This window comes from Imperialibacter roseus, assembly GCF_032999765.1.
Lineage (GTDB): Bacteria > Bacteroidota > Bacteroidia > Cytophagales > Cyclobacteriaceae > Imperialibacter > Imperialibacter roseus.
Map to the genome: position 1 here is coordinate 2,866,044 of NZ_CP136051.1, position 21,061 is coordinate 2,887,104.

The window sequence follows — 21,061 nt, forward strand, 5'->3', positions numbered from 1 at the left end:
GAAGAAAAATTTACTTTGCGTTAGAATGGTTAAGCTCAGTCCTTTATTTTTGAGCCCTGAAATCAAAAAAGCAGTATGATCGACTTTATAGAAGAGCTTAAGTGGAGAGGCATGTTGAACGACATGATGCCCGGAACAGAAGACCAGCTGAAAAAGGAAATGACCTCGGCTTATATAGGTTTTGATCCAACTGCAGCATCACTCCACATAGGCAACCTGGCTACTATCATGCTGCTTGTCCACTTCCAGCGTGCAGGGCATAAACCCTACGCACTCGTAGGCGGCGCCACGGGCATGATAGGCGACCCCTCAGGCAAGTCGGAAGAGCGAAACCTGTTGGATGAAGGGACACTTCGCAAAAACCAGGAAGGCATTAAGGTGCAACTGGAGAAGTTCCTCGCTTTTGATAGCGGCAAGAATGCGGCGGTGATGGTCAACAATTACGACTGGTTCAAAAAATTCGGTTTTCTGGAGTTTTTGAGAGATGCCGGCAAACACATCACGGTGAATTATATGATGGCCAAAGATTCGGTAAAGAACCGTTTGGAAACAGGCCTTTCCTTTACTGAGTTTTCCTACCAGCTGCTGCAAGGCTACGATTTTTATCATTTGTATACCGAGCACCAGGTCAAGCTGCAAATGGGTGGCAGCGACCAGTGGGGTAATATTACCACCGGCACAGAGTTTATCCGCAGAAAGGCCAGCGGCGAAGCCTATGCGCTCACCACGCCCCTGGTGACCAAGGCCGACGGTACTAAGTTCGGCAAAAGTGAAGGCGGCAACGTATGGCTCGATCCGGAGATGACAAGCCCGTACAAATTTTACCAGTTCTGGCTCAATTGCTCCGACGACGACAGCCACCGGCTGATCAGGGTGTTTACGCTGCTTGGCAAGGACGAAATAGAAAAACTAGAGAAAGAACATGCCGAAGCGCCTCATTTGAGGATTATGCAGCAGGCCATTGCCAAAGATGTAACAACCAGGGTGCACTCAGAAGCTGATTACAATATGGCAGTGAAGGCCTCAGGTATTCTTTTTGGCAAAGATGTAACGGCCGAGCTGGAAGAAATAGACGAAAAAACCCTGCTACAAGTGTTTGAGGGTGTGCCGATGGTAGAGATCAGCCGGACAACCCTGGACAGTGCCGCTACCATAACGGATTTGCTTTCGACAGAAACGAACAGCGAAATTTTTCCATCGAAAGGCGAAGCACGCAAAATGATCCAGCAGGGTGGTGTGAGCATCAACAAGCTAAAAGCAACCGACCCCAACGAGAAGCCAGCTTACAAGCTGCTCCAGGGCAAATACCTGCTTTGCCAGAAGGGAAAGAAGAATTACTATTTGATCAAAGTTGGGTCATAAGGATCGATAAATGGCAAATTTCCTGCATGGCGTTTATTTTCTGCTTTTTGAACAAAAAAAACCGTGGCGCTCACCACGGTTTTCTGTTTTTAGGCTAATTGCTATTGACTATTTTTCTTCTTCTTTGCTGGCAACCGCTTTGTCCTCACCTCCCATTTTCTGTACTGCTTCTCCATCTTTCAGTCTTTTGGAAACAGCCAGGAATGGCCCGGAAATGACTTCATCCCCTTCTTTTACCCCGCTCAGCACTTCAATATTTTCAAAGTCGCTGATGCCGGTTTTTACCTCTACCATTTTGGCCACGCCATTATCGTTAAGGAACACCACCTGCAACACTTCATCTTTCTCGCCAGTAGCTGGAGTGCTTGCTTCAGTGTTCTCTCCCTCCTTGCCTTCGCCGGCTTTCTCATCCTTGCTGCTTCTGGTAGTAACAGCCGCCAGCGGAACAGACAACACATTGTCTTTCCTCTCCGTGATAATATCAACGCTGGCAGTCATCCCTGGTCTCAGCGGATTCTTGATGCCCTTCTCATTTATCAAGTCTTTGTAGGAGCTGTTAAGTACCCTGATACGAACTTCAAATTCGGTAACTGCATCGGCAGATGCTTTATCATTGGCTGTGTTGGCAATCTGTGTCACAACACCCTTAAACTCCTTTTCAAGGTAAGTGTAGCTGTCAACCTGAATTAGAGCCGTATCACCTACAGCAATTCTGATGATGTCATTCTCGTTCACATTCACCCTTACTTCCATCTTGTTCAGGTCGGCAATGCGAAGCATCTCTGTACCGGCCATCTGCTGAGTACCAACCACACGTTCTCCCTTTTCTACGCTAAGCTTCGATACCGTTCCATTCATAGGCGACAGTACTGTTGTCAGGCGAAGGTTCTCTTTTGCTTCATTCACCGAGGCCTGAGAGCTTTTTACGATGTACTCGGCCGCATTTACATTCTCTTCTGCAGAAGAAAGATCCGTTTGCGCCACCTTGTAGTTAGAGTCGGCCAGCTCCCAGTCTGCATCAGAAATTACTTTCTCCTCGTACAGCTTCTTCTGGCGGTTGTACTCCAGCTTCGCTCTGTCAAAGTTAGCCCTGGCCCTTTCCAGTCTCGCTCTTGCATCTGCCTCATTGGCTTTTTGCTGGTTAAGATTGGCGAGACTTCTGTCCACAGCTGACTGCCAGTTGTCGGGACGTATCTTTATCAGGCGATCACCGATCATCACAGAGTCTCCCTCTTCCACATTCAGTTCAATGATTTCGCCAGCAACGTCTGGGGTCATCTTTACTTCTATTTCAGGCTGTATGGCCCCAGAAGCACTAACTTTTTCGACAATAGTTTTCTTGGCGACATTGCTAAATTCTACTTCCATGGATTGCTTTTTGCCAATCCAGCCCTGCGATTTTCCAACCAGCACCACTACGATCAGTACAGCAACAACCCCGAGAAGAATGTATATTAACTTATTTGATTTCTTTTTCTTAGCCATGATTTAGAAGGTTAATTCTTTTCCCTGATAGAATTCTAATATTTTTAAACGAAACAAATAGGTGTATTTAGCTCTCACCAAACCAGAGCGTGCCCTGAACAGGTTGTTGCTGGCTACCTGGTACTCAACAAAGTTGACAGCACCCAATGAGTAGCGATTTTCAGTGTTTTTAAAAGACTGCTCCAATGCGCTTACCTGCCGCTCGGAAGCGTTGTATGACTTCAAGGCAGCATTTGCATTGTTGTAGGCAGTTTCAATATTTTGTCTCAGCGTGTTTCTGGTTTCAAGTGCTGAAATCTCAGCTGTTTTCTGGGTAATAATGGCCCGTTGCACATTGGAACGGGTCGTGAACCTATTGAAAATTGGGACGGAAAGGTTTAAATTGATCTGCTTGCTCAGGTATTCCGAAAATTGATCAAAAACCGGAAAGTCGGGTTCCGTTCTCACAACATTGGGTACCTGTTGGCGAGTGTACACAAGCTGAGACCTGTCGTTTTCAAGAAACCCAATCGGAAACTCAGCGAAAGTTGTGCCGTCATATATTTCCCGCTCTCTATCTGCAATTTCGGAGTAGTTGGTATTAAAACTAGCGCCCAAGCTTAAGGTAGGCATGATGCCGCCTTGCGCTACTCTCAAACCCACTTCGGCCGATTGGACATTCAGATCCGCACTCTTTATCTCAGGCATGGCCTCTAATGCAGTTCTGTAAATGCCTTCCACGTCATCGTCAATATTCAATTCGTCAGGAACGTCCACCTCAGGCACAATCAGTTCTACTTCCGTTGTGCTGGGCAGTAGCAAAGCCTGCTTTAGGCTAAGCAGCGACAAAGCAAGATCGTTTTCAGCGTTGATCAGATCCAGTTCATTGCTCGCCAGCTGCGATTCCAGGTCAAGCTGGTTTGTGATTGGCAGCGATCCTGCATCAACCAGCTTCACGGTTCTGTCCAGTTGGTTCCTGGTTGACTCCGCCTGCAGCCTGGCCGTCTCTACCAACTCCTGGTTTAGAATGACGTTCAGATAGGATGTAACAACGGTAACGATCACATCATTTTTTGACTTTTCAAGGTCAAATTCGTTAGCGTTTTTGGTCAGCTCGTTGCGCTTCACTGTGTTATGGAGCTGCATGCCGTTGAACAAAGTAATGTTGCTACTTCCCTGCACACCAGCGAAATAGAGTGGAAGCGTAATGAACTGATTGGTTGTAGGGTCGACTGATCTACCCCAGTTCCGACCTGCTCCCACTCCCACATTGGCATTGGGAAGCCTGTTCATTTTCGACTGCGTCAGATTGACCTCTGCTCCTCTCAATGTCAATTCACTCCTTTTAATGTTCAGGTTTCGCTCCAGGGCTATGTCCACCGTCTGTCGCAAATCCAACACCATCTTTCCTCCGTCGATGGCAGGGGTATTCGATTGACCGTAAAGGAAATGAGAGGTAATAATTAGTCCTAAAAAAAGTAATCTTCTCATTGTTGACCTTTTTATTTATTTATCAATATCTGGTATGTATATGACTTCTTTTATCCAGTCGAGGTTTCTCAGGTACTCAAGAGAAATAGCTTTCAGACCCGAGTCCATCTCAATAATCAGGCAAGCCAACTCGTTTTTCCCTTTTCGGGAAACCGTCATAGTAGCTATATTGCAGTCGTCGTGAGACAGAATATTGGCTATATAAGCGATGCTTCCCTTTGTGTCGGTGGCAGTGATAATAATTGTGTGAAGGTTGGCCGTAAAGCCAGACGAAAATCCGTTCACCTCGGTGATTTTGATCAAACCACCTCCCCTGCTTTCACCGATCACCTGAACCGCCTTTTCTCCCGCTTTCAGGTCGAGCTTAACCGTGTTTGGGTGTCGTGTCAGGGCGTTACCCACCGACTTGAAGTTGTATGTCAGTCCTTCTTTGGCAGCATGTTCAAATGCCTCCTTAATTCTCTTATCATCTGTTTTGTAGTCGAGCAAGCCCGCCACAATGGCTCTGTCGCTGCCGTGGCCTTCGTAGGTGCGGGCAAAGGAATTAAAGAAGGTAATGGTCGCTTCCTCCGGCTGCTTCCCTAAAATCTTTCTGGCGGTACGGCCAATGCGTACCACGCCAGCTGTGTGCGAGCTGGATGGCCCTATCATCACTGGGCCTATCATGTCAAACACACTGCTTCTTTCTACCATTTGTTTACGTTCGATTCAGTAAATTTTTTAAACCCTGCCCAATTTTCTGATCGAAATCATACTGCAACCGGCGCCTTTATCCCGGGATAAGGCTCGTAGTTCAACAGTTTAAAATCTTCGTATCGGAAATCAAAAATTGATTTCACGTCCTTATTCAACTCCATCGTTGGCAGCGGCAATGGCTCCCGTGAAAGCTGAAGCTCAGCCTGCTCCAAATGGTTGGAATAAAGATGAGCGTCTCCAAGTGTGTGCACAAAGTCACCGTAACCAAGCCCGCATACCTGCGCCACCATCATGGTAAGCAGCGCATACGAAGCAATATTGAACGGTACACCCAAAAACACGTCGGCACTGCGCTGGTAGAGCTGGCAACTCAACTTGCCGTCTGCCACATAAAACTGAAAAATAGTGTGGCAAGGAGGCAAACCGGATTTCGCCATTACCGGAATCTCCTTCGGATTCCAGGCAGACACCATCAGTCTTCTGGAGTCGGGCTTACTCTTAATGTCGTTAATCACGTCCGTGATCTGATCAACGCCTTCAAAGTCTCTCCACTGCTTGCCATATACGGGCCCCAATTCGCCGTATTTCTTAGCGAATGCAGCATCCGTCTTAATTGTCTCAATAAACTCTTTCAGTTTTTCCTTCCACTCGTCACTGTACTTTGGGTAGGTCTCTTCCTGCCCCGTTTGCTTCAGATAACTTTGAAATGGCCATTCATTCCAAATGCCAACACCATTCTTCACCAGGTATTCAATATTGGTGTCGCCCTGCAAAAACCACAACAGCTCATAAATGATAGACCTCAGGTGCACCTTTTTGGTTGTCACCAGAGGAAATCCCTCCGACAGGTCGAACCGCATCTGATGGCCGAAAATACTGATCGTACCGGTGCCGGTTCTGTCTGTCTTTTTGGTTCCTTTTTCAAGGATCAACCGCATAAGGTCATGGTATTGCTTCATGTTTTTTGCTTGTTTCTTTGGTCTTTCAAAGCTACTAAGCCACAGGTAATTGAGCTAAAGTTTTTTATCTAATTCGGCCTTACAGAGGGTGCTCCATAGTGAAGCACCTGAAAGGTAGTATCCTGCCCGATATTAACGATATAAAGAAAGTCGTACTGCCAATCTTCCAGGTTTTCGAATTGGCCGCTGTCAATCAGCTGATTTACCATAGCAGGAACAGTGTTTGAGTGCCCGGAAACCAGCAGGTTCCCTCCTCTGTTCTTATTCACCTCCACCGACAGAAACTCTTTGTTCCCCGGATCATACGCAGTCACTGCCAGGTTGTTTTCTCTTGCAATGGCTTCGACTGTTTCATTTGTTCTTTTGTAAGGTGTGCTGTAAACGCCTGTCAACTGAACGTCGGCCAGCGTCTGCATCAAAGCAACAGCTCTCTGCATTCCCAAACTGTCTAAAGACGGATCTTTCGTGCCATCATCAGCTTTTTCAGCATGCCTGACCAACACGATAGTGGTTGGTTCAATTTCGGCGACCGTTTTCACAGGAGCCTGACAACCAGCGAACACAAAGCCTATTGCCAAAAAAAGAACTAAAAACCTTTTCATTTCCTTCATTAAGATTCGGGCTAAACCCTTTCTTTGCATTAGTAGTTAAACATTTTGAATTATTACAATCAGATAAAAAAATATGGCACAAAGCAAGGAGATGCTGAAGGTAGGAGACAAAATACCCTCGTTTGAATTGCCTGACCAAAACGGTAAATTGATCAGCATCGACAGCCTCCTGGGAAGCAAAAACCTCGTTATCTACTTTTACCCCAAAGACTATACCTCCGGCTGCACAGCCGAAGCATGCAGCTTTCGTGACCACTATGAGGTCTTCAAAGAATACGATGCAGAAGTAATAGGCATAAGCACTGACGGCGCCAACCGGCACAATGCCTTTGCGAAGTCGTATCAGCTTGGCTTTATACTACTCAGCGACAAGGGCAAGAAAGTAGAAAAGCTCTTCGGCGTACCCAGGGCACTTTTCGGACTTATGACCGGCCGGGTTACTTTTGTTGTGGACAAGGAAGGAGTCATTCGTCATGTCTTTCAGTCGCAAACACAGGCCACCAGGCACGTAGATGAAGCCCTTCAAATAGTGAAATCGTTAAAATGAAAGAACAGGAAATAAAACTGCTCACCTCGTTTAGAAGAGAACTGCACCGATACCCCGAGTTGTCGGGAGAAGAGAATGAAACTGCCAAAAAGGTGTTGTCGTTCCTGGAGCGCACGAACCCGTCAGCTATTCATGCTGGTATCGGAGGCAACGGCTTAGTAGCTATATACGACAGTGGCCAACCGGGCCCATCTATCGGGTTTCGATGCGAACTGGATGCTTTGCCTATTGTCGAAAGAAATTCATTTGACCACAAATCTGAAAATACCGGCACCAGCCATAAATGCGGGCACGACGGGCACATGGCTATAGTAGCTGGCGTGGGGCTGTATTGCAAGGAAAACCCTGTGCGTCGGGGAAAGTTAACACTCATTTTTCAGCCTGCTGAAGAAACCGGCTGTGGGGCTCAATCGATGTTGAATGACCCAATTCTAAAAAGCTTTTTGCCCAAACAACTCTTTGCCCTGCACAATGTGCCTGGCTTTGAAACGGGTGCAGTAATCTGTAAAAAAGACGTTGCTTGTCCGGCGTCCGAAGGCTTGGTTTTTTCACTGGAAGGCAAGACATCCCATGCTGGTCAGCCGGAAAAAGGAAACAACCCCGCTCCTGTGATGGCAGCCATCCAGCTGAAAGCTCAGCAACTGCATGACGAACGCTGGCAAAATCAAAACCGCACAAAGATCACAACGGTGATGATGGATTTGGGTGGCAGGGCCTTTGGAGTAAACCCTGGCAAAGGTTCAGTGGCTTTCACGCTGCGCTCCGATAGCAACGAAGAGTTGGCTGTTGTAAAAAGTGAGCTGATCAAGTTTGCAAAAGAGAAATGTGAAATGGCCGGGTTGGCTTTGTCACTCGAAGAAAGCGATCCCTTCAAAGCGGTGGTCAACGATCCTGAAGCGTTCACTGCGATTCAATGGGCCGCCGTGGCCAAAGGTCTGGCTTTTGAGGTGGCGGAAACACCTTTTCCCTGGTCGGAGGATTTCGGTCGTTTTAGTGAGGTGACCTCCACGGGCTTCTTCGGTCTTGGCGCAGGCCTGGCTTCCCCTGAGCTCCATCACGATATTTACGACTTTCCCGATGAGCTGATTCCGATTGGAACAGGGTTGTTTTTGGAGCTTGGCAAAGCGCTGTGGGCATAAAAAAAGGCAAGCAGTTCGCTTACCTTCTCTTTATATTCTGAGTTGTTGACTTTTAAAACCCTCCGACTTTCAACGTTAGGAAATAGTTGATGCCATTGAAGTCCTTTTCTGTTGTTTCGGCGAGATCGAGGTCTTGAGTGAAGCGTTTGGAAACCCCAAGATCAAGCCTGAAATTTCTGGCGATGTTTACTTCGAGGTCGACGCCTGGTTCTACATACCAGAACACGTCGTTGTCCTGAGAGACGTTTGGGCCTCTGTTGGTTCCGCCATAGTCCTCCCAGTCGAGTACATAGCCCAGCCAGCCAGCGCCCGCCGATACGGGGAAAGTGATGTGCACCACCTGATTGCTAAAGAAAATTGGCTCCAGAAAGAACCCTCCGTAGCCACCCACAGCTACTACCCTGTTCTGCGGGTCTATGTCGTCGAACTTGGCTGTTGGCACAATGCCATGCCCCTCAAGACCTATGCCGAGGGAGCGATTCACAATCCAGCCTCCCCTCACACCTCCGAGCACCATTGGCTGTCCACGGAACTCGGTCGCCCGAAAGGAAAGGGCGCCAAAGCCACCGCTGTGGTTTAAGCTGCCAGAAAGTGTTTTGATATCACTTCTGGAGCGAGAACGAGATTTTACATAATAGTGCCTTTCCGGCTCATCACGATTGTCACTATCCGACGGCAGTGTTTCGTAATACTTAATGGTTCTGTTGCCGTCCACTTTTTCTTCAGGTTGTGTGGCAGGGATGGTATCGGCTTTAACTGTCGTGTCGGCCTTGTATGTGATGGTTTGTGCGTTGGCCACCGAACAAAAGGCTGCTGAAAGTGAAAGCAAGCTTAAAAAAGGGATCAGTTTCATTGATTATTCTAAGTTAAATTCTGAAGCAAGGACGAGGCTGGGCGAAAGAGGTTTCCAAGTTCGTGAAAAAAATAATTAAGTGTGGAATTCCCTCTATGCGGTCTTTGCGCCTTTGCGTAAATACAACACCCCAAATTAAACTCACCTTTCCTTTCACAAAATCCACTCATTTCTAACGGTAATCATTAATTTTGCCAGCTAATTGAAAAACCCTTGGTAATGGCTGAGTACAACTTCAGAGAGATTGAGCAGAAATGGCAGAAAAACTGGAAAGAGAAACAGGTATTCAAAACCGGCTCTGACACGTCCAAACCTAAGTTCTATGCGCTCGACATGTTCCCCTATCCTTCCGGCGCCGGACTACACGTCGGTCACCCGCTGGGGTACATCGCTTCCGACATCGTAAGCCGGTACAAAAGAATGCAGGGATTCAACGTGCTTCACCCGATGGGTTTCGACTCTTTCGGCTTGCCTGCCGAGCAGTATGCCATTCAAACGGGGCAGCATCCATCCATTACTACCGACACCAATATCAAGCGGTACAAAGAGCAGTTGGAAAACATCGGCTTCTCTTACGACTGGAGCCGGGAAGTTAGGACGAGCGATCCATCGTTCTACAAATGGACGCAGTGGATTTTCAAGCAGCTGTTCAATAGCTGGTACAACAAAGACAGCGACAAAGCAGAACCAATTGCCGGGCTGATTGCCAAATTTGGAACCGAAGGCAACGGCAAAGTAAACGCTGTTTGCGATGACGATACAGTGCCATTTACGGCCGTCGATTGGAAGAACATGTCGGAAGCTGACCAGCAAAGAACATTGCTAAAGTACAGGCTGACGTACATCAACGAAACCACCGTGAACTGGTGCCCTGCATTGGGTACTGTGCTTTCCAACGACGAAGTGAAAGACGGCTTCTCCGAAAGAGGTGGCCACCCGGTGATCAAAAAGAAGATGCCGCAGTGGAGTATGCGCATCACGGCCTATGCCGAGCGTTTGCTGGAAGGCCTGGACAGAATCGATTGGCCGGAGCCCATCAAGGAAATGCAGCGCAACTGGATTGGCAAGTCCATTGGCGCTGAGGTTGACTTTAAAATTGAAAATTCGGAAAAGAACATTAGGGTTTTCACCACCCGTATTGACACCATATACGGTGTCACCTTTATGGTGCTGGCACCAGAAGCAGAGATTGTAAAAGAACTGACCACTCAGGAGCAAAAAGCTGAAGTGGAGCAATACGTAGAAGTGGCCAAAAACCGCTCAGAGCGGGACCGTATTGCCGATGTGAAGACTGTTTCAGGCGTTTTCACGGGTTCTTACGTGATCAATCCTTTCTCTGGCGAAAAAGTACCTATCTACATTGCCGACTATGTGCTGGCTGGTTACGGCACAGGCGCAGTAATGGCGGTACCTAGCGGTGATCAGCGTGACTTCAACTTTGCGAAGCATTTCGGCTTACCCATTACACAGATCATCGACGAGCAAAAAATAACCGACACCGAAGCCGACCCTACCAAGCAGGGTAAAATGGTCAATTCGGGCATGCTGAACGGATTGACCCCGCTGGAAGCGATTGAGAAAGCAGGACAATATGTGGAAGAAAAAGGCATTGGTGTTCGTAAAGTGAATTTCCGCATGCGGGATGCTATTTTCGGCCGCCAGCGTTACTGGGGTGAGCCTTTGCCCGTTTATTTCAAGGACGGCATCCCCTATCTGCTAGAAGATAACGAATTACCATTGGAGCTTCCTGATGTAGACAAATTCCTTCCCACCGAAGATGGAGAGCCACCACTTGGCCGGGCCAAGGACTTCAAAACTAAAGAAGGCTACCCTTACGAGCTGACTACCATGCCTGGCTGGGCGGGATCGAGCTGGTATTTCTTCCGTTACATGGATCCGCACAACGAAAAGGAGTTCTGCAGCAAAGAGGCACAAGCTTATTGGCAGTCCGTCGACCTTTACATTGGTGGATCCGAGCACGCCACCGGGCATTTGCTGTACTCAAGGTTCTGGACGAAGTTTCTCTATGACCTTGGACTGGTCACCGTCGACGAATATGCGACCAAGCTGGTGAACCAGGGAATGATTCAGGGTAATAGTGGCTATATTCATAGGGTAAGTTATTTCTTTACCGACCCCTCGTCTAATCAAGAGATTGACCAACCCTACAGAAAAGCGTTATTTATTAGCTACACAACCTATAAAAAACTGCTTTCTAAAGAATTTAAAGAAGAGACAGAGGATGCTATCAAGAAAAAAATCGTAGACACATTAGATGATGATTTAATATCGAAGATTGAAACTGGGAGGCTTAAATTAGCTATGGCTATTTCACGGTTTCCTGTTGAGATCTCATTTATCAATGCATCGAATGAATTAGATACAAAAGGAATTAGGAGCTGGCGGCCAGAGTTTGAGGATGCAATCTTCTTAGGTGAAAGACTTGATGTTGTCGGGTACAACGACGAAAAATATGTCGTTGGACGAGAGGTAGAAAAGATGTCAAAAAGACTACATAATGTGGTCAATCCTGACGACATGATAGAAAAATACGGCGCCGACACGCTGCGCTTGTACGAGATGTTCCTTGGCCCGTTGGAGCAGTTCAAGCCCTGGAACACCCACGGAATCGACGGTGTGTTCAAGTTCTTGCGCAAAACCTGGAGGCTATTCCACGACGATAAAGGTGAATTGAGCGTTTCTACCGAAAAACCAACAGCTGATGAGCTGAAAGTACTTCATAAAACCATCAAAAAGATGGCAGATGATGTGGACAAGCTGTCGTTCAACACTAGCGTGAGTAGCTTTATGATTTGTGTGAATGAGCTGACTGACCTGAAATGCAACAAGAAAGAGATTCTTGGGCCATTGACACAGATCATTGCACCATATGCTCCTCACATCGCCGAAGAACTTTGGGAGAAGCTGGGTAATACTGAGAGTATCACTTATTCGAAGTTCCCTGAGTTCAATCCTGAGTTCGTGAAGGAAGACGCCTTCGAATACCCAATTAGTATCAACGGAAAGATGCGCCACAAAATGAGTTTCTCTGCTGATGCCTCACCTGCTGAAGTTGAAAAGGCTGTGCTTGCCGACGAGGCTGTGCAGAAATGGACTGAGGGAAAGGCACCGAAGAAGGTAATTGTGGTGCCAAAGAGGATTGTGAATATTGTTCTTTAAAAGTAGTTAGTTGGAGAGGAATGAGTGTGAGAGTAAACTGAATTTACTCTCACACTCTCCTATTACTAACTCTTCATCGTTTGTTATTTCGGCATTAACCGGATAATCTGCCCCGGCCCTTCCGTTGAAACATAAAGGTAGCCATCAGCCCCCTGAGCTACGTCACGGATACGGCCCACACCATTCAACAGACGCTCTTCTTTCAACACCTTGCCGTCTTTTATTTCGAGCCTTGCTAGGGTTTGTCCCGCCAAAGCACCCACAAACAGGTTGCCTTTCCATTCAGGATATTTGTCGCTCGTTACGAAATCCATACCGCAAGGAGCAATAGATGGCACCCAGTAATGAATAGGCTGCTCCATGCCGTCTTTTGCCTTGTCGTTGCTGATGATGCTGCCATCATAGTCGATGCCGTAAGTAATTCTTGGCCAGCCGTAGTTTTTTGCCTTGCGAACGATGTTTACTTCGTCACCGCCTCTCGGGCCATGTTCGTGCTCAAACAGTTCGCCTGTGGTCGGGTGAAATTTTAGTCCCTGAGGATTCCTGTGGCCATAGCTCCAAATGGTAGTTTTGGCATCAGGTATCCGAACGTACGGGTTATCTTCCGGCACTCTTCCATCATCAAAAATTCTGTGGATCTTGCCACAATCATTGGTAAGCGTCTGCGCATTTTCCATTTCGCCTCTCTCTCCTACTGAAAAGAAAAGGTAGCCATCCTTATCAAACGCCATCCGTGCGCCAAAATGCTGCCCTTTCTCCATCAAGGGACCTGCCTTAAATATTGTCTCCTGACTTGTCAGTTCGTTGCCTGAAAGCTTCCCTCTAATGATGACGGTATTGGCTCCGCCTTCACCTGGCCCGGCGTAGCTGATGTATATCCATCCCGTATTTGCATAGTTAGGGTGAAGTTCTACATCAAACAGACCACCCTGGCCTTTAGTAGACACAGCAGGAATGCCTTTGATTTCGGTTTTCTCTTTGCTGCCTTTGGCGATCTTCCAAAGCTTGCCCGGCTTATCGGCCACCAGCATATCGCCGTTCGGCAGCCAAGCCATCGACCAGGCACTTTCAAAGCCTTTGGCAAACACTTCCGTTTCAAAAGCAAAAGGTGCCTTTTCTTTTGTCTCAGCGCTGTTGCTTAGCCTTCGGCTAAATCCGGTGATAATTAGTAGTGATGCCAGGAAGGCAAGGGCGTAGATATTTTTTTTCTTCATGTTTATTAAAGGTCTCGCAGTTTAACTGGGATAAGCACTCAATTGTTACATTTCAGGAGTCAGGAGTCCTAGCTGTGATGAAAAAATCTCTTGACTGATCATGGGCCAGCACTCCTAAGAAATGTCAGCTTTTGTAAAAATAGGACAATTCTGGCTGAGATTGGTCTGCTTTGGATAATTTTACATTTTATGACAATTTTAAATGAGTTAAAGACTTCACTTTGAGAAGTAAATGACCGTCATGATTCTTACCAAAAGCCAACCTATGCAACGTACCATTTGGAAGTACACCCAGCTATTATTCTTAGCCCTGCTTTTTGCTTGTCAGCCCAGCGACCAGTCGTCAAATGTTGACGTCAATGCCTACTACAGCCCCAATGAAGACCTGGGAGTGCTTTTTCACGACGTACAAATGGCGCAAATTTTTTCTGACTCAAAAACATTTGTGGACAGTGACCCCTTGCGGCCAGCCGGCGAAATTGTGGCTGAGTACATGGAGAAAAAAGATCAACCCGGCTTTAGCCTTGGCGAGTTTGTAAGCGCCAATTTCAGAAAGCCGAAGCCAAGAGGCGCTGATTACGTACCCGATACCACAAAAACCTTTGCCGAAATACTCACGGAAAAATGGGATTACCTCACCCGCTCCCCAGATGAAAAGAGTTATAGCTCGCTGATTCCCCTGCCCTACAAATACGTGGTGCCTGGCGGACGCTTTGGCGAAATCTACTATTGGGACAGCTATTTCACCATGCTGGGCCTTCAGGTGTCCGGTCGGGAAGACCTGATGGAGAACATGCTGGACAACTTTGCCTACCTGATCGACTCCATCGGCTTTATTCCCAACGGCAACCGCACTTACTTTCTCAGCCGCTCCCAGCCGCCTTTCTTCGCTGCTATGGTGAACCTGCTGGCTGACTCAAAAGGTGATTCAGCAGTGGTGAAGTACCTGCCAGCTCTTGAGAAAGAGTATGCTTTCTGGATGGATGGCAAAGAGACCCTCAACCAGGGCAACCTTGCCTACCGCAGGGTGGTGATGGTAGATAACGGCCTCATAATGAACCGCTATTTCGATGACAGACCGGAGCCAAGACCCGAATCGTACAGAGAAGACGTAGAGCTGGCCGAGGGGCTTAGCGAGAATCAGAAGGTAGAACTGTACACTAACCTGCGGGCAGCTTGCGAATCGGGCTGGGATTTCAGTACCCGCTGGTTCGCCATTGCAGGTGACTTCAAAACGATCGTTACCACAGAAATCCTGCCCGTAGACCTGAATAGCCTCATGTACAACCTGGAGTCAACCATTTCCAGATTGAAGGCTTTTGCTGGAGATGAGGATGGAGCACAACAGTTTGATCAGCTGGCCAGCGACCGAAAGTCACTCATCCTCCAGTACTTCTGGAATGACGAAAAAAACTACTTTGTTGATTATCACTGGCCGTCTGCGGCGCAAAGAAACTTTATCACTCCCGCCGGCATGTACCCTCTTTATTTCGGACTGGCAGATGAAAGCCAGGCTCAAAAGGTTGAGGGAGCCGTAAGACGTAACCTGTTGAAGCCAGGTGGCATTACCACGACCAACATTATCTCAGGTCAGCAATGGGACGCCCCGAATGGCTGGGCTCCTTTGCAATGGATGACCATCTATGGTTTTCGCAGGTATGGCAACGACCTGCTGGCTGACCAAATCAGCGAAAGGTGGCTGAATTTGAACTCCCGTGTGTTTGACAAAACGGGCAAGATGATGGAGAAATACAATGTGCTCGACCTGAGTCTTGATGCCGGAGGCGGAGAATATCCCACGCAGGATGGATTCGGATGGAGCAACGGCGTTGTGTTGCGCCTGCTTCACGACGAAAGAATCGACAACAACAGGTAAGCTTTTCAATATCCTTTTTAGTTTTGCCGTCAAAGCATTAACCCTACATAGAATGAAGAATATAGCAGTGATTGGATCGGGCACCATGGGCAACGGTATCGCTCATGTTTTTGCATTAAAAGGTTTTAAAGTGGCGCTTGTCGACGTATCGGCGGCGGCCCTTGAGAAAGCAAAAGCCACCATAGCAAAGAACCTCGACCGCCAGGTAAGCAAGGAGCTGATCAGTGAGGCCGACAAAGCAACGGCGCTCTCCAACATCACCACCTTCACTGAAACTGCCAAAGGTGTTGCGCAAGCTGACCTTGTAGTGGAAGCAGCCACAGAGAAAATGGACATCAAGCTGGAGATTTTCCGGAAGCTGGATCAACTCACCCCGGCAAGCTGCCTGTTGGCCTCCAACACTTCTTCGATTTCCATTACCAAAATCGCTTCGGTCACTTCAAGGCCCGATAAAGTGATAGGCATGCATTTCATGAACCCTGTGCCTGTAATGAAGCTGGTCGAGGTTATTCGTGGCTATGCCACCAGCGATGAAGTGACAAAGCAAGTGTTGGAGCTGTCACGGACTCTAGACAAGATCCCGACTGAGGTAAACGACTATCCAGGCTTTGTGGCCAACCGAATTCTGATGCCAATGATCAACGAGGCCATCTATTCTTTGTACGAAGGCGTGGCTGGTGTGGAAGAGATAGACACCGTAATGAAGCTGGGCATGGCTCACCCAATGGGCCCACTACAACTGGCTGACTTCATTGGACTGGATGTGTGTCTTTCTATCCTTAAAGTAATGTATGATGGCTTCGGCAATCAGAAATATGCCCCCTGCCCTTTGCTAGTCAACATGGTGACTGCTGGCAAGCTGGGGATCAAGGCTGGAGAAGGGTTTTATCAGTATACTGCCGGGTCGAAGGAATTGGTGGTGGCAGGGAGGTTTAAGAAATAATGCCGCTGCAATCGGACGCCCGAACCATTAACAGGCAAGCCCTGAAAGGGCGAGATAAAAAAGGGTGGTGGCAAAACCCCACCCTAACAAAAGAATGGTTCGAAATAAGTCATTGAGCTGACTTGCTGCTAATTGCTTTCGCAGCTACCCACCCCCCTGACCACGCATTCTGAAAATTAAAGCCACCGGTAATGCCATCAATATCAAGTACCTCGCCAGCGAAGTAGAGGCCGGGAACGATTCTGCTCTCCATGGTAGTGGGGTTTACTTCATCCAGGCTCACACCTCCACAGGTAACAAATTCTTCTTTGAAAGTTGTTTTGCCATCCATATCGAATGCGCAGCGTATCAGCATCTCGCACAGCCTGTTCTTATCTTTTTTGGATAAATCCAGCCAACGCCTTTCTGGCGCAATCCCGGCTCTTTCAACTATTTTTTCCCACAAGCGACCTGGCAAACCGTACATTGGGTTTCCAAAAACTACCTTTTTGGGGCTCTGCGCAGCATGTGATTCTATCTCACCCCGCAAGGCTTCTTCTTTCTTGTCGCCCAACCAGTTCACCAGAAACAGTGACTTATAGCCAATTTCCGCCAGATCCCTGGCGCCCCACGCTGAAAGGCGCAAAACAGCTGGGCCGCTGAAGCCCCAGTGCGTGATCAGCAGCGGGCCTGTTGCCGCCAGCCCACGGCCAGCCACCTTTACTTCCGCAGATGGCACCGCCACACCGGAAAGCTCTTTCAGCCCACCTTCCGGCACATTGAATGTAAAAAGAGACGGAACGGGCGGCACAATAGTGTGCCCGAGTGCCTTGACCCAGCTAAACCCATCTTCTTTGGGCTGCCCACCGATGGTGACCAATATTTTAACGGCCTCAAGCGTTGCGGTTTCACTTTTCACGAGGAAACTTCCCGAAGTCCTTTCCAATGCCTTTACAGCAAAATGAGGGATAAGCTCGACCTTATACTTTTCCGCCTCCTTCAACAAGCAATCAATAACTGTCTGCGACGAGTTGGTCACCGGAAACATTCGTCCGTCAGCTTCCACTTTCAATGGCACCCCTCTTTCTTCAAACCATTTCACTGTGTCCCGGGCATCGAACTGATCAAATACCTTTTTCAGGAATTTGCCACCTCTGGGGTAGTTCTTGACGAGCTGCGAGGCATACTGGCAGTCGTGAGTCACATTGCAGCGACCGCCGCCCGACACTTTTACCTTCCCGAGCCACTTACTGGTCTTTTCTACCACTGCGACATTCAAGCCGGGATTTTGTATGCAGGCATTCACCGCACCGAAAATCCCAGCTGCACCTCCTCCTACTACTACCAGATCGTACCTGACTGCCATTTGCAAATTTCCTTGTAAGAAGCCACGAAAATACGGGATTCATTCAAACAGATAAATTAGATTTGTCTTTAGAGATCAAAAAGAACCAATGGCTAAGAAAAAAGTACCAGCAAAAAATAGAAGTACCCGTAAATCGTCTAAAGACTCAGGAAGCAATTCGGGGCTCATACTCGCAATTGTGATGATCCTGGTAATAGGACTGGCATGGTATTTAAAAAATAATGATGGCCTGCCTGACTTTCTTCAGACAGGGCGCAAGCAGCAACAGACCGAAGAATCCCCTAAAAAGCCCTCCAAACCGGTTGAGAAAAAGGAGTCTGCCAAAAGGCAGTCAACTCAAAAGCCTGCAAAACGGGAGTCAAATGAGGAGAAGTCATCAGCCAACAAACCAGCTGAGGAAGCGGGAAAACCCACCGATTACAACCATTACTACTACACCACCTCCTTTGATTTCGCCTGGCCAGCTTACAGCCAGGACGACCTCATTGTAGAACACGAAGGGTACACCCTTGCTTACGACGAGGATATCGAACAGCCCAAGTGGGTGGCGTACCGTCTGACGGCAGAAAACATTAGCAAAAATGTGGCTCAACGAAAGGATAACTTTAGGCCGGACAAGGACGTGCGGACTGAGTCTGCAACCTTAGCAGACTATAAAGGGTCTGGGTATGACAGAGGGCATCTGGCGCCAGCCGCCGATTTTAGCTGGTCACAGTCTGCTATGGATGGCACCTTCTTTCTTAGCAACATGAGCCCTCAGGACCCTTCTTTCAATCGGGGAATTTGGAAACAGTTGGAGGAAAAGGTCAGGGGTTGGGGAATGAGAGACAAAGAGCTTTTTGTAGTGGTGGGCCCAATCGTAGAAGGTGGAGCCAAGAAAATAGGCAAGAACAAAGTGGCTGTTCCTCAAAAGTTTTACAAAATTGTTCTGGATATTTCTGAACCCGAGCTGAAGGCAATTGGTTTTGTGATGGAGAATAAGGCCTCAACCCTCGGAATAATGGAATATACAGTGACTATTGACTCCATCGAAAAGATCACGGGGCTGGATTTCTTCCCGATGATTCCTGATGATCTGGAAAGAAAGTTGGAGAGCACAATTAATAAAAACCTCTGGAAATGAGAAGTTGGACAATGAAAAGCGTGGTATTCTGCCTATTGATCATCTCATCGTATAGTGGATGGGCTCAAACTAGTCAGGGCCGTGCCAAAGCATTGCTCGAAGAGGCCAAGGGTTATATGGCCAAAGAAGATTATCGGGCTGCTGACAAAAAGTTTCGCCAGATTCTCTCTCTCAACGAAGTAGTGCCCACTGAGGCGTTGTACTTTTTCGCTTTCACGTTAGAAAAAAACCACCAACTTCAAAGCAGCCGCAATTTCCTTAATAAGTACACAGACCTTACCGGAAAGTCTGGTGAGTATTTCAATGAAGCCAAAATGCTGCAAAACAGGCTTGATGTGCTGGCAAGGGAGATTGAAGCCTGTGAATATTGTGACAATGATGGATTCAGACTGATCACCTGCAGCCAGTGCGATGGTTCGGGGCACATCGATGACAAGTGCCCGCTATGTCACGGTTTTGGAGAGATCACCTGCCACAAATGCCTGGGTGAAGGCGTTCAAATTTCCAAAAATCAGTTTGGAGATAATGTTTATAAAACGTGCGATGTCTGTGCAGGCAAAGGCAAAGAAACCTGTACCCAATGCCATGGTGAAAAGCATGTGGTGCAGGACTGCCCTCGTTGCAACGGGCTGGGAAGGAGTGGATCGGACTTGCTTTGTAACCACAAAGAACACTTCATAATCCCTTCAATGACTCAAATCAAAAACTAAAGGTTTCTTACTTGCAATACTGAGAAAGTGCCTCGTCTGCATCTTTCACGCCCAGTGACTTTGCCGTTTTAAAATCGTTACAGGCATTGCTCCCCTGCTTGAGGTTGATTTTCAAAGCCCCCCTGTACAAGTAGGCCTCTCCAAGGTCATTGTTAAGGCTAATGGCATTGTTGTAACCTCCCATCGCCTCCTTCATCATGCCCTGGAGGTGATAGCTCCGCCCTAAAAGAAAATAAGCCTGTGAATTGGAGCCGTCAATTTCAACAGCTTTTCCAAAATTAAAGGCGGCATTGTCATACTGCCCGTCTCTGTAATAGTATTGCCCTATGCTCAGGAGGGCTGCCACATTTTTGCCGTCAAGCTCAAGGGCTTTTCTAAAGGCCTCCAGCGCCTTATCATACTGCCCCAGCTCCTCATACGATCGCCCCTTGTTGTATACCGATTTTACGTGCGTTGGATTGAGTGACAAATACTGGTCATAGGCCTCAATGGCTTCCTTGTATTGTCCTTTTTCAAAAAGCAGGTCTCCCTTCACCACAGCTTCGTCTTTGCACGAAACCAGAAACACCATGACTACTAAAAATCCCTTCAGGAAATTTCTATTCAAACTCATCTGACAACTTTGAGATAATAAAATTGGCTACACCCTTCCAAAATGAAGGTGCAAATAAAGTGAAAATAATTAAGTAGGCAGAATTGATTGTATGTTACACAGCAACGTCGTTCTCACGCAAAGCGCTATTCAGCGACGTCTTTTTATCTGTGCTTTCTTTTCTCTTTCCTATAATCAACGCACAGGGCACCTGAAACGTGCCGGCTGGGAACTTCTTGGGAATTGTTCCTGGTATTACTACCGAACGCTCAGGTACATACCCTTTATACTCCACTGGCTCACTACCAGAAACGTCAATGATTTTGGAGCTTCCGGTCAGCACCACGTTGGCACCAAGCACAGCCTCTTTGCCAATCCTGATACCCTCTACGATGATGCACCGTGAACCAATAAATGCATTGTCCTCCACGATAACAGGAGCTGCCTGAACGGGCTCCAGCACACCGCCAATTCCGACTCCTCCACTCAGGTGAACGTTCTTCCCGATCTGCGCACAGCTCCCCACCGTTGCCCACGTGTCAACCATGGTGCCCTCGTCTACATAGGCACCAATGTTCACATAGCTTGGCATCATCACCACGCCTGCGCTCAAGTAAGAACCGTAGCGAGCCACGGCATTTGGCACCACCCTCACACCCAATTTATCGTAGCCAGTCTTTAGCTTAATCTTGTCGTGATACGAGAACGGTCCTACCTCAATGGCCTGCATTTTCATCAGAGGAAAATAGAGAATTACTGCCTTCTTGATCCACTCATTCACGACCCACTCATCTCCTACTTTTTCAGCCACACGACGGATCCCTTTGTCAAGATCGTCGACAATTGTTTTGATGGCAATTGCCGTTTCCTTGTCTTGCAAAGTTGCCCGGTCGTCCCACGCATTCTCTATTAATTCTCTTAATTCCATTCAGTAGAAATTCTATTAAATTATCTTC

The 21,061-nt window shown here is 47.6% G+C and carries 18 protein-coding genes; 8 read left to right on the forward strand and 10 right to left on the reverse strand.

Going from position 1 to position 21,061, the window contains the following annotated elements:
• The first annotated feature begins 75 nt into the window (after positions 1–75).
• Positions 76–1,362: a tyrosine--tRNA ligase gene (tyrS, locus tag RT717_RS11845; protein ID WP_317491951.1), complete on the forward strand. Its 1,287-nt coding sequence runs from the start codon at positions 76–78 to the stop codon at positions 1,360–1,362.
• Between the two features lie 108 nt (positions 1,363–1,470).
• Here the strand turns inward: tyrS and RT717_RS11850 are convergent, their stop codons facing one another.
• The 5 genes from RT717_RS11850 to RT717_RS11870 form a co-directional block, all read right to left on the reverse strand.
• Positions 1,471–2,847 (reverse strand): efflux RND transporter periplasmic adaptor subunit, encoded by a 1,377-nt coding sequence (locus RT717_RS11850; protein WP_317491952.1) that lies wholly within the window; start codon positions 2,845–2,847, stop codon positions 1,471–1,473.
• Positions 2,848–2,850: 3 nt separating this feature from the next.
• Positions 2,851–4,317, reverse strand: a complete 1,467-nt coding sequence (locus RT717_RS11855; protein ID WP_317491953.1) for a TolC family protein — start codon at positions 4,315–4,317, stop codon at positions 2,851–2,853.
• Positions 4,318–4,332: 15 nt separating this feature from the next.
• The gene (gene sdaAB / locus RT717_RS11860; protein ID WP_317491954.1) at positions 4,333–5,010 is read right to left on the reverse strand and encodes an L-serine ammonia-lyase, iron-sulfur-dependent subunit beta; all 678 of its coding nucleotides are present in this window, start codon (positions 5,008–5,010) and stop codon (positions 4,333–4,335) included.
• Between the two features lie 56 nt (positions 5,011–5,066).
• The gene (gene thyA / locus RT717_RS11865; protein ID WP_317491955.1) at positions 5,067–5,972 is read right to left on the reverse strand and encodes a thymidylate synthase; all 906 of its coding nucleotides are present in this window, start codon (positions 5,970–5,972) and stop codon (positions 5,067–5,069) included.
• A 68-nt stretch (positions 5,973–6,040) separates the two neighbouring features.
• The gene (locus RT717_RS11870) at positions 6,041–6,574 is read right to left on the reverse strand and encodes a phosphoglycerate mutase family protein (protein WP_317491956.1); all 534 of its coding nucleotides are present in this window, start codon (positions 6,572–6,574) and stop codon (positions 6,041–6,043) included.
• 82 nt (positions 6,575–6,656) lie between these two features.
• On the opposite strand from RT717_RS11870, the gene RT717_RS11875 reads away from it, so the two are divergent.
• Together RT717_RS11875 and RT717_RS11880 are read left to right on the forward strand one after the other, a co-directional pair.
• A complete protein-coding gene (locus RT717_RS11875) occupies positions 6,657–7,130 on the forward strand; it encodes a peroxiredoxin (RefSeq protein ID WP_317491957.1) in 474 nt (157 codons plus the stop codon).
• A complete protein-coding gene (locus tag RT717_RS11880) occupies positions 7,127–8,269 on the forward strand; it encodes an amidohydrolase (RefSeq protein ID WP_317491958.1) in 1,143 nt (380 codons plus the stop codon). The genes RT717_RS11875 and RT717_RS11880 overlap by 4 nt, the downstream gene beginning before the upstream one ends.
• Positions 8,270–8,321: 52 nt before the next feature.
• Here RT717_RS11880 and RT717_RS11885 read toward each other — a convergent pair whose 3' ends face one another.
• Positions 8,322–9,122 (reverse strand): hypothetical protein, encoded by an 801-nt coding sequence (locus tag RT717_RS11885; protein ID WP_317491959.1) that lies wholly within the window; start codon positions 9,120–9,122, stop codon positions 8,322–8,324.
• Positions 9,123–9,341: 219 nt separating this feature from the next.
• Here RT717_RS11885 and RT717_RS11890 point away from each other — a divergent pair, with 219 nt between their 5' ends.
• Positions 9,342–12,302, forward strand: coding sequence for a leucine--tRNA ligase (locus RT717_RS11890; RefSeq protein ID WP_317491960.1), 2,961 nt, complete (start codon positions 9,342–9,344; stop codon positions 12,300–12,302).
• An 83-nt stretch (positions 12,303–12,385) separates the two neighbouring features.
• Here RT717_RS11890 and RT717_RS11895 read toward each other — a convergent pair whose 3' ends face one another.
• Positions 12,386–13,516, reverse strand: a complete 1,131-nt coding sequence (locus tag RT717_RS11895) for a PQQ-dependent sugar dehydrogenase (RefSeq protein ID WP_317491961.1) — start codon at positions 13,514–13,516, stop codon at positions 12,386–12,388.
• 265 nt (positions 13,517–13,781) lie between these two features.
• Between RT717_RS11895 and treF the strand changes: the two genes are divergently transcribed.
• Both treF and RT717_RS11905 read left to right on the forward strand, forming a co-directional pair.
• On the forward strand, positions 13,782–15,392 hold the full coding sequence (treF, locus tag RT717_RS11900; protein ID WP_317491962.1) for an alpha,alpha-trehalase TreF: 1,611 nt from the start codon (positions 13,782–13,784) through the stop codon (positions 15,390–15,392).
• Positions 15,393–15,444: 52 nt separating this feature from the next.
• Positions 15,445–16,335: a 3-hydroxyacyl-CoA dehydrogenase family protein gene (locus tag RT717_RS11905; RefSeq protein ID WP_317491963.1), complete on the forward strand. Its 891-nt coding sequence runs from the start codon at positions 15,445–15,447 to the stop codon at positions 16,333–16,335.
• A 109-nt stretch (positions 16,336–16,444) separates the two neighbouring features.
• Here the strand turns inward: RT717_RS11905 and RT717_RS11910 are convergent, their stop codons facing one another.
• Positions 16,445–17,680, reverse strand: coding sequence for a BaiN/RdsA family NAD(P)/FAD-dependent oxidoreductase (locus RT717_RS11910; protein WP_317491964.1), 1,236 nt, complete (start codon positions 17,678–17,680; stop codon positions 16,445–16,447).
• 88 nt (positions 17,681–17,768) lie between these two features.
• Here RT717_RS11910 and RT717_RS11915 point away from each other — a divergent pair, with 88 nt between their 5' ends.
• Together RT717_RS11915 and RT717_RS11920 are read left to right on the forward strand one after the other, a co-directional pair.
• Positions 17,769–18,803, forward strand: coding sequence for a DNA/RNA non-specific endonuclease (locus RT717_RS11915; RefSeq protein WP_317491965.1), 1,035 nt, complete (start codon positions 17,769–17,771; stop codon positions 18,801–18,803).
• Positions 18,800–19,513 (forward strand): hypothetical protein, encoded by a 714-nt coding sequence (locus RT717_RS11920; RefSeq protein ID WP_317491966.1) that lies wholly within the window; start codon positions 18,800–18,802, stop codon positions 19,511–19,513. The genes RT717_RS11915 and RT717_RS11920 overlap by 4 nt, the downstream gene beginning before the upstream one ends.
• A 7-nt stretch (positions 19,514–19,520) precedes the next feature.
• On the opposite strand, the gene RT717_RS11925 is transcribed toward RT717_RS11920, so the two are convergent.
• Complete coding sequence (locus tag RT717_RS11925; protein WP_317491967.1) at positions 19,521–20,126, reverse strand: tetratricopeptide repeat protein; 606 nt, start codon at positions 20,124–20,126, stop codon at positions 19,521–19,523.
• A gap of 94 nt (positions 20,127–20,220) precedes the next feature.
• Complete coding sequence (locus tag RT717_RS11930) at positions 20,221–21,033, reverse strand: 2,3,4,5-tetrahydropyridine-2,6-dicarboxylate N-succinyltransferase (RefSeq protein ID WP_317491968.1); 813 nt, start codon at positions 21,031–21,033, stop codon at positions 20,221–20,223.
• Between the last annotated feature and the right edge of the window lie 28 nt (positions 21,034–21,061).

Excerpts from the sequence above, each read along its gene's own strand:
- RT717_RS11910 (WP_317491964.1), bottom strand. The coding sequence starts at position 17,680 with ATGGCAGTCAGGTACGATCTGGTAGTAGTAGGAGGAGGTGCAGCTGGG.
- RT717_RS11890 (WP_317491960.1), top strand. The coding sequence starts at position 9,342 with ATGGCTGAGTACAACTTCAGAGAGATTGAGCAGAAATGGCAGAAAAAC.
- thyA (WP_317491955.1), bottom strand. The coding sequence starts at position 5,972 with ATGAAGCAATACCATGACCTTATGCGGTTGATCCTTGAAAAAGGAACC.
- RT717_RS11915 (WP_317491965.1), top strand. The coding sequence starts at position 17,769 with ATGGCTAAGAAAAAAGTACCAGCAAAAAATAGAAGTACCCGTAAATCG.
- RT717_RS11895 (WP_317491961.1), bottom strand. The coding sequence starts at position 13,516 with ATGAAGAAAAAAAATATCTACGCCCTTGCCTTCCTGGCATCACTACTA.
- tyrS (WP_317491951.1), top strand. The coding sequence starts at position 76 with ATGATCGACTTTATAGAAGAGCTTAAGTGGAGAGGCATGTTGAACGAC.
- RT717_RS11880 (WP_317491958.1), top strand. The coding sequence starts at position 7,127 with ATGAAAGAACAGGAAATAAAACTGCTCACCTCGTTTAGAAGAGAACTG.
- RT717_RS11885 (WP_317491959.1), bottom strand. The coding sequence starts at position 9,122 with ATGAAACTGATCCCTTTTTTAAGCTTGCTTTCACTTTCAGCAGCCTTT.
- RT717_RS11855 (WP_317491953.1), bottom strand. The coding sequence starts at position 4,317 with ATGAGAAGATTACTTTTTTTAGGACTAATTATTACCTCTCATTTCCTT.
- RT717_RS11870 (WP_317491956.1), bottom strand. The coding sequence starts at position 6,574 with ATGAAAAGGTTTTTAGTTCTTTTTTTGGCAATAGGCTTTGTGTTCGCT.
- RT717_RS11920 (WP_317491966.1), top strand. The coding sequence starts at position 18,800 with ATGAGAAGTTGGACAATGAAAAGCGTGGTATTCTGCCTATTGATCATC.
- RT717_RS11875 (WP_317491957.1), top strand. The coding sequence starts at position 6,657 with ATGGCACAAAGCAAGGAGATGCTGAAGGTAGGAGACAAAATACCCTCG.
- sdaAB (WP_317491954.1), bottom strand. The coding sequence starts at position 5,010 with ATGGTAGAAAGAAGCAGTGTGTTTGACATGATAGGCCCAGTGATGATA.
- RT717_RS11925 (WP_317491967.1), bottom strand. The coding sequence starts at position 20,126 with ATGAGTTTGAATAGAAATTTCCTGAAGGGATTTTTAGTAGTCATGGTG.
- treF (WP_317491962.1), top strand. The coding sequence starts at position 13,782 with ATGCAACGTACCATTTGGAAGTACACCCAGCTATTATTCTTAGCCCTG.
- RT717_RS11930 (WP_317491968.1), bottom strand. The coding sequence starts at position 21,033 with ATGGAATTAAGAGAATTAATAGAGAATGCGTGGGACGACCGGGCAACT.
- RT717_RS11905 (WP_317491963.1), top strand. The coding sequence starts at position 15,445 with ATGAAGAATATAGCAGTGATTGGATCGGGCACCATGGGCAACGGTATC.
- RT717_RS11850 (WP_317491952.1), bottom strand. The coding sequence starts at position 2,847 with ATGGCTAAGAAAAAGAAATCAAATAAGTTAATATACATTCTTCTCGGG.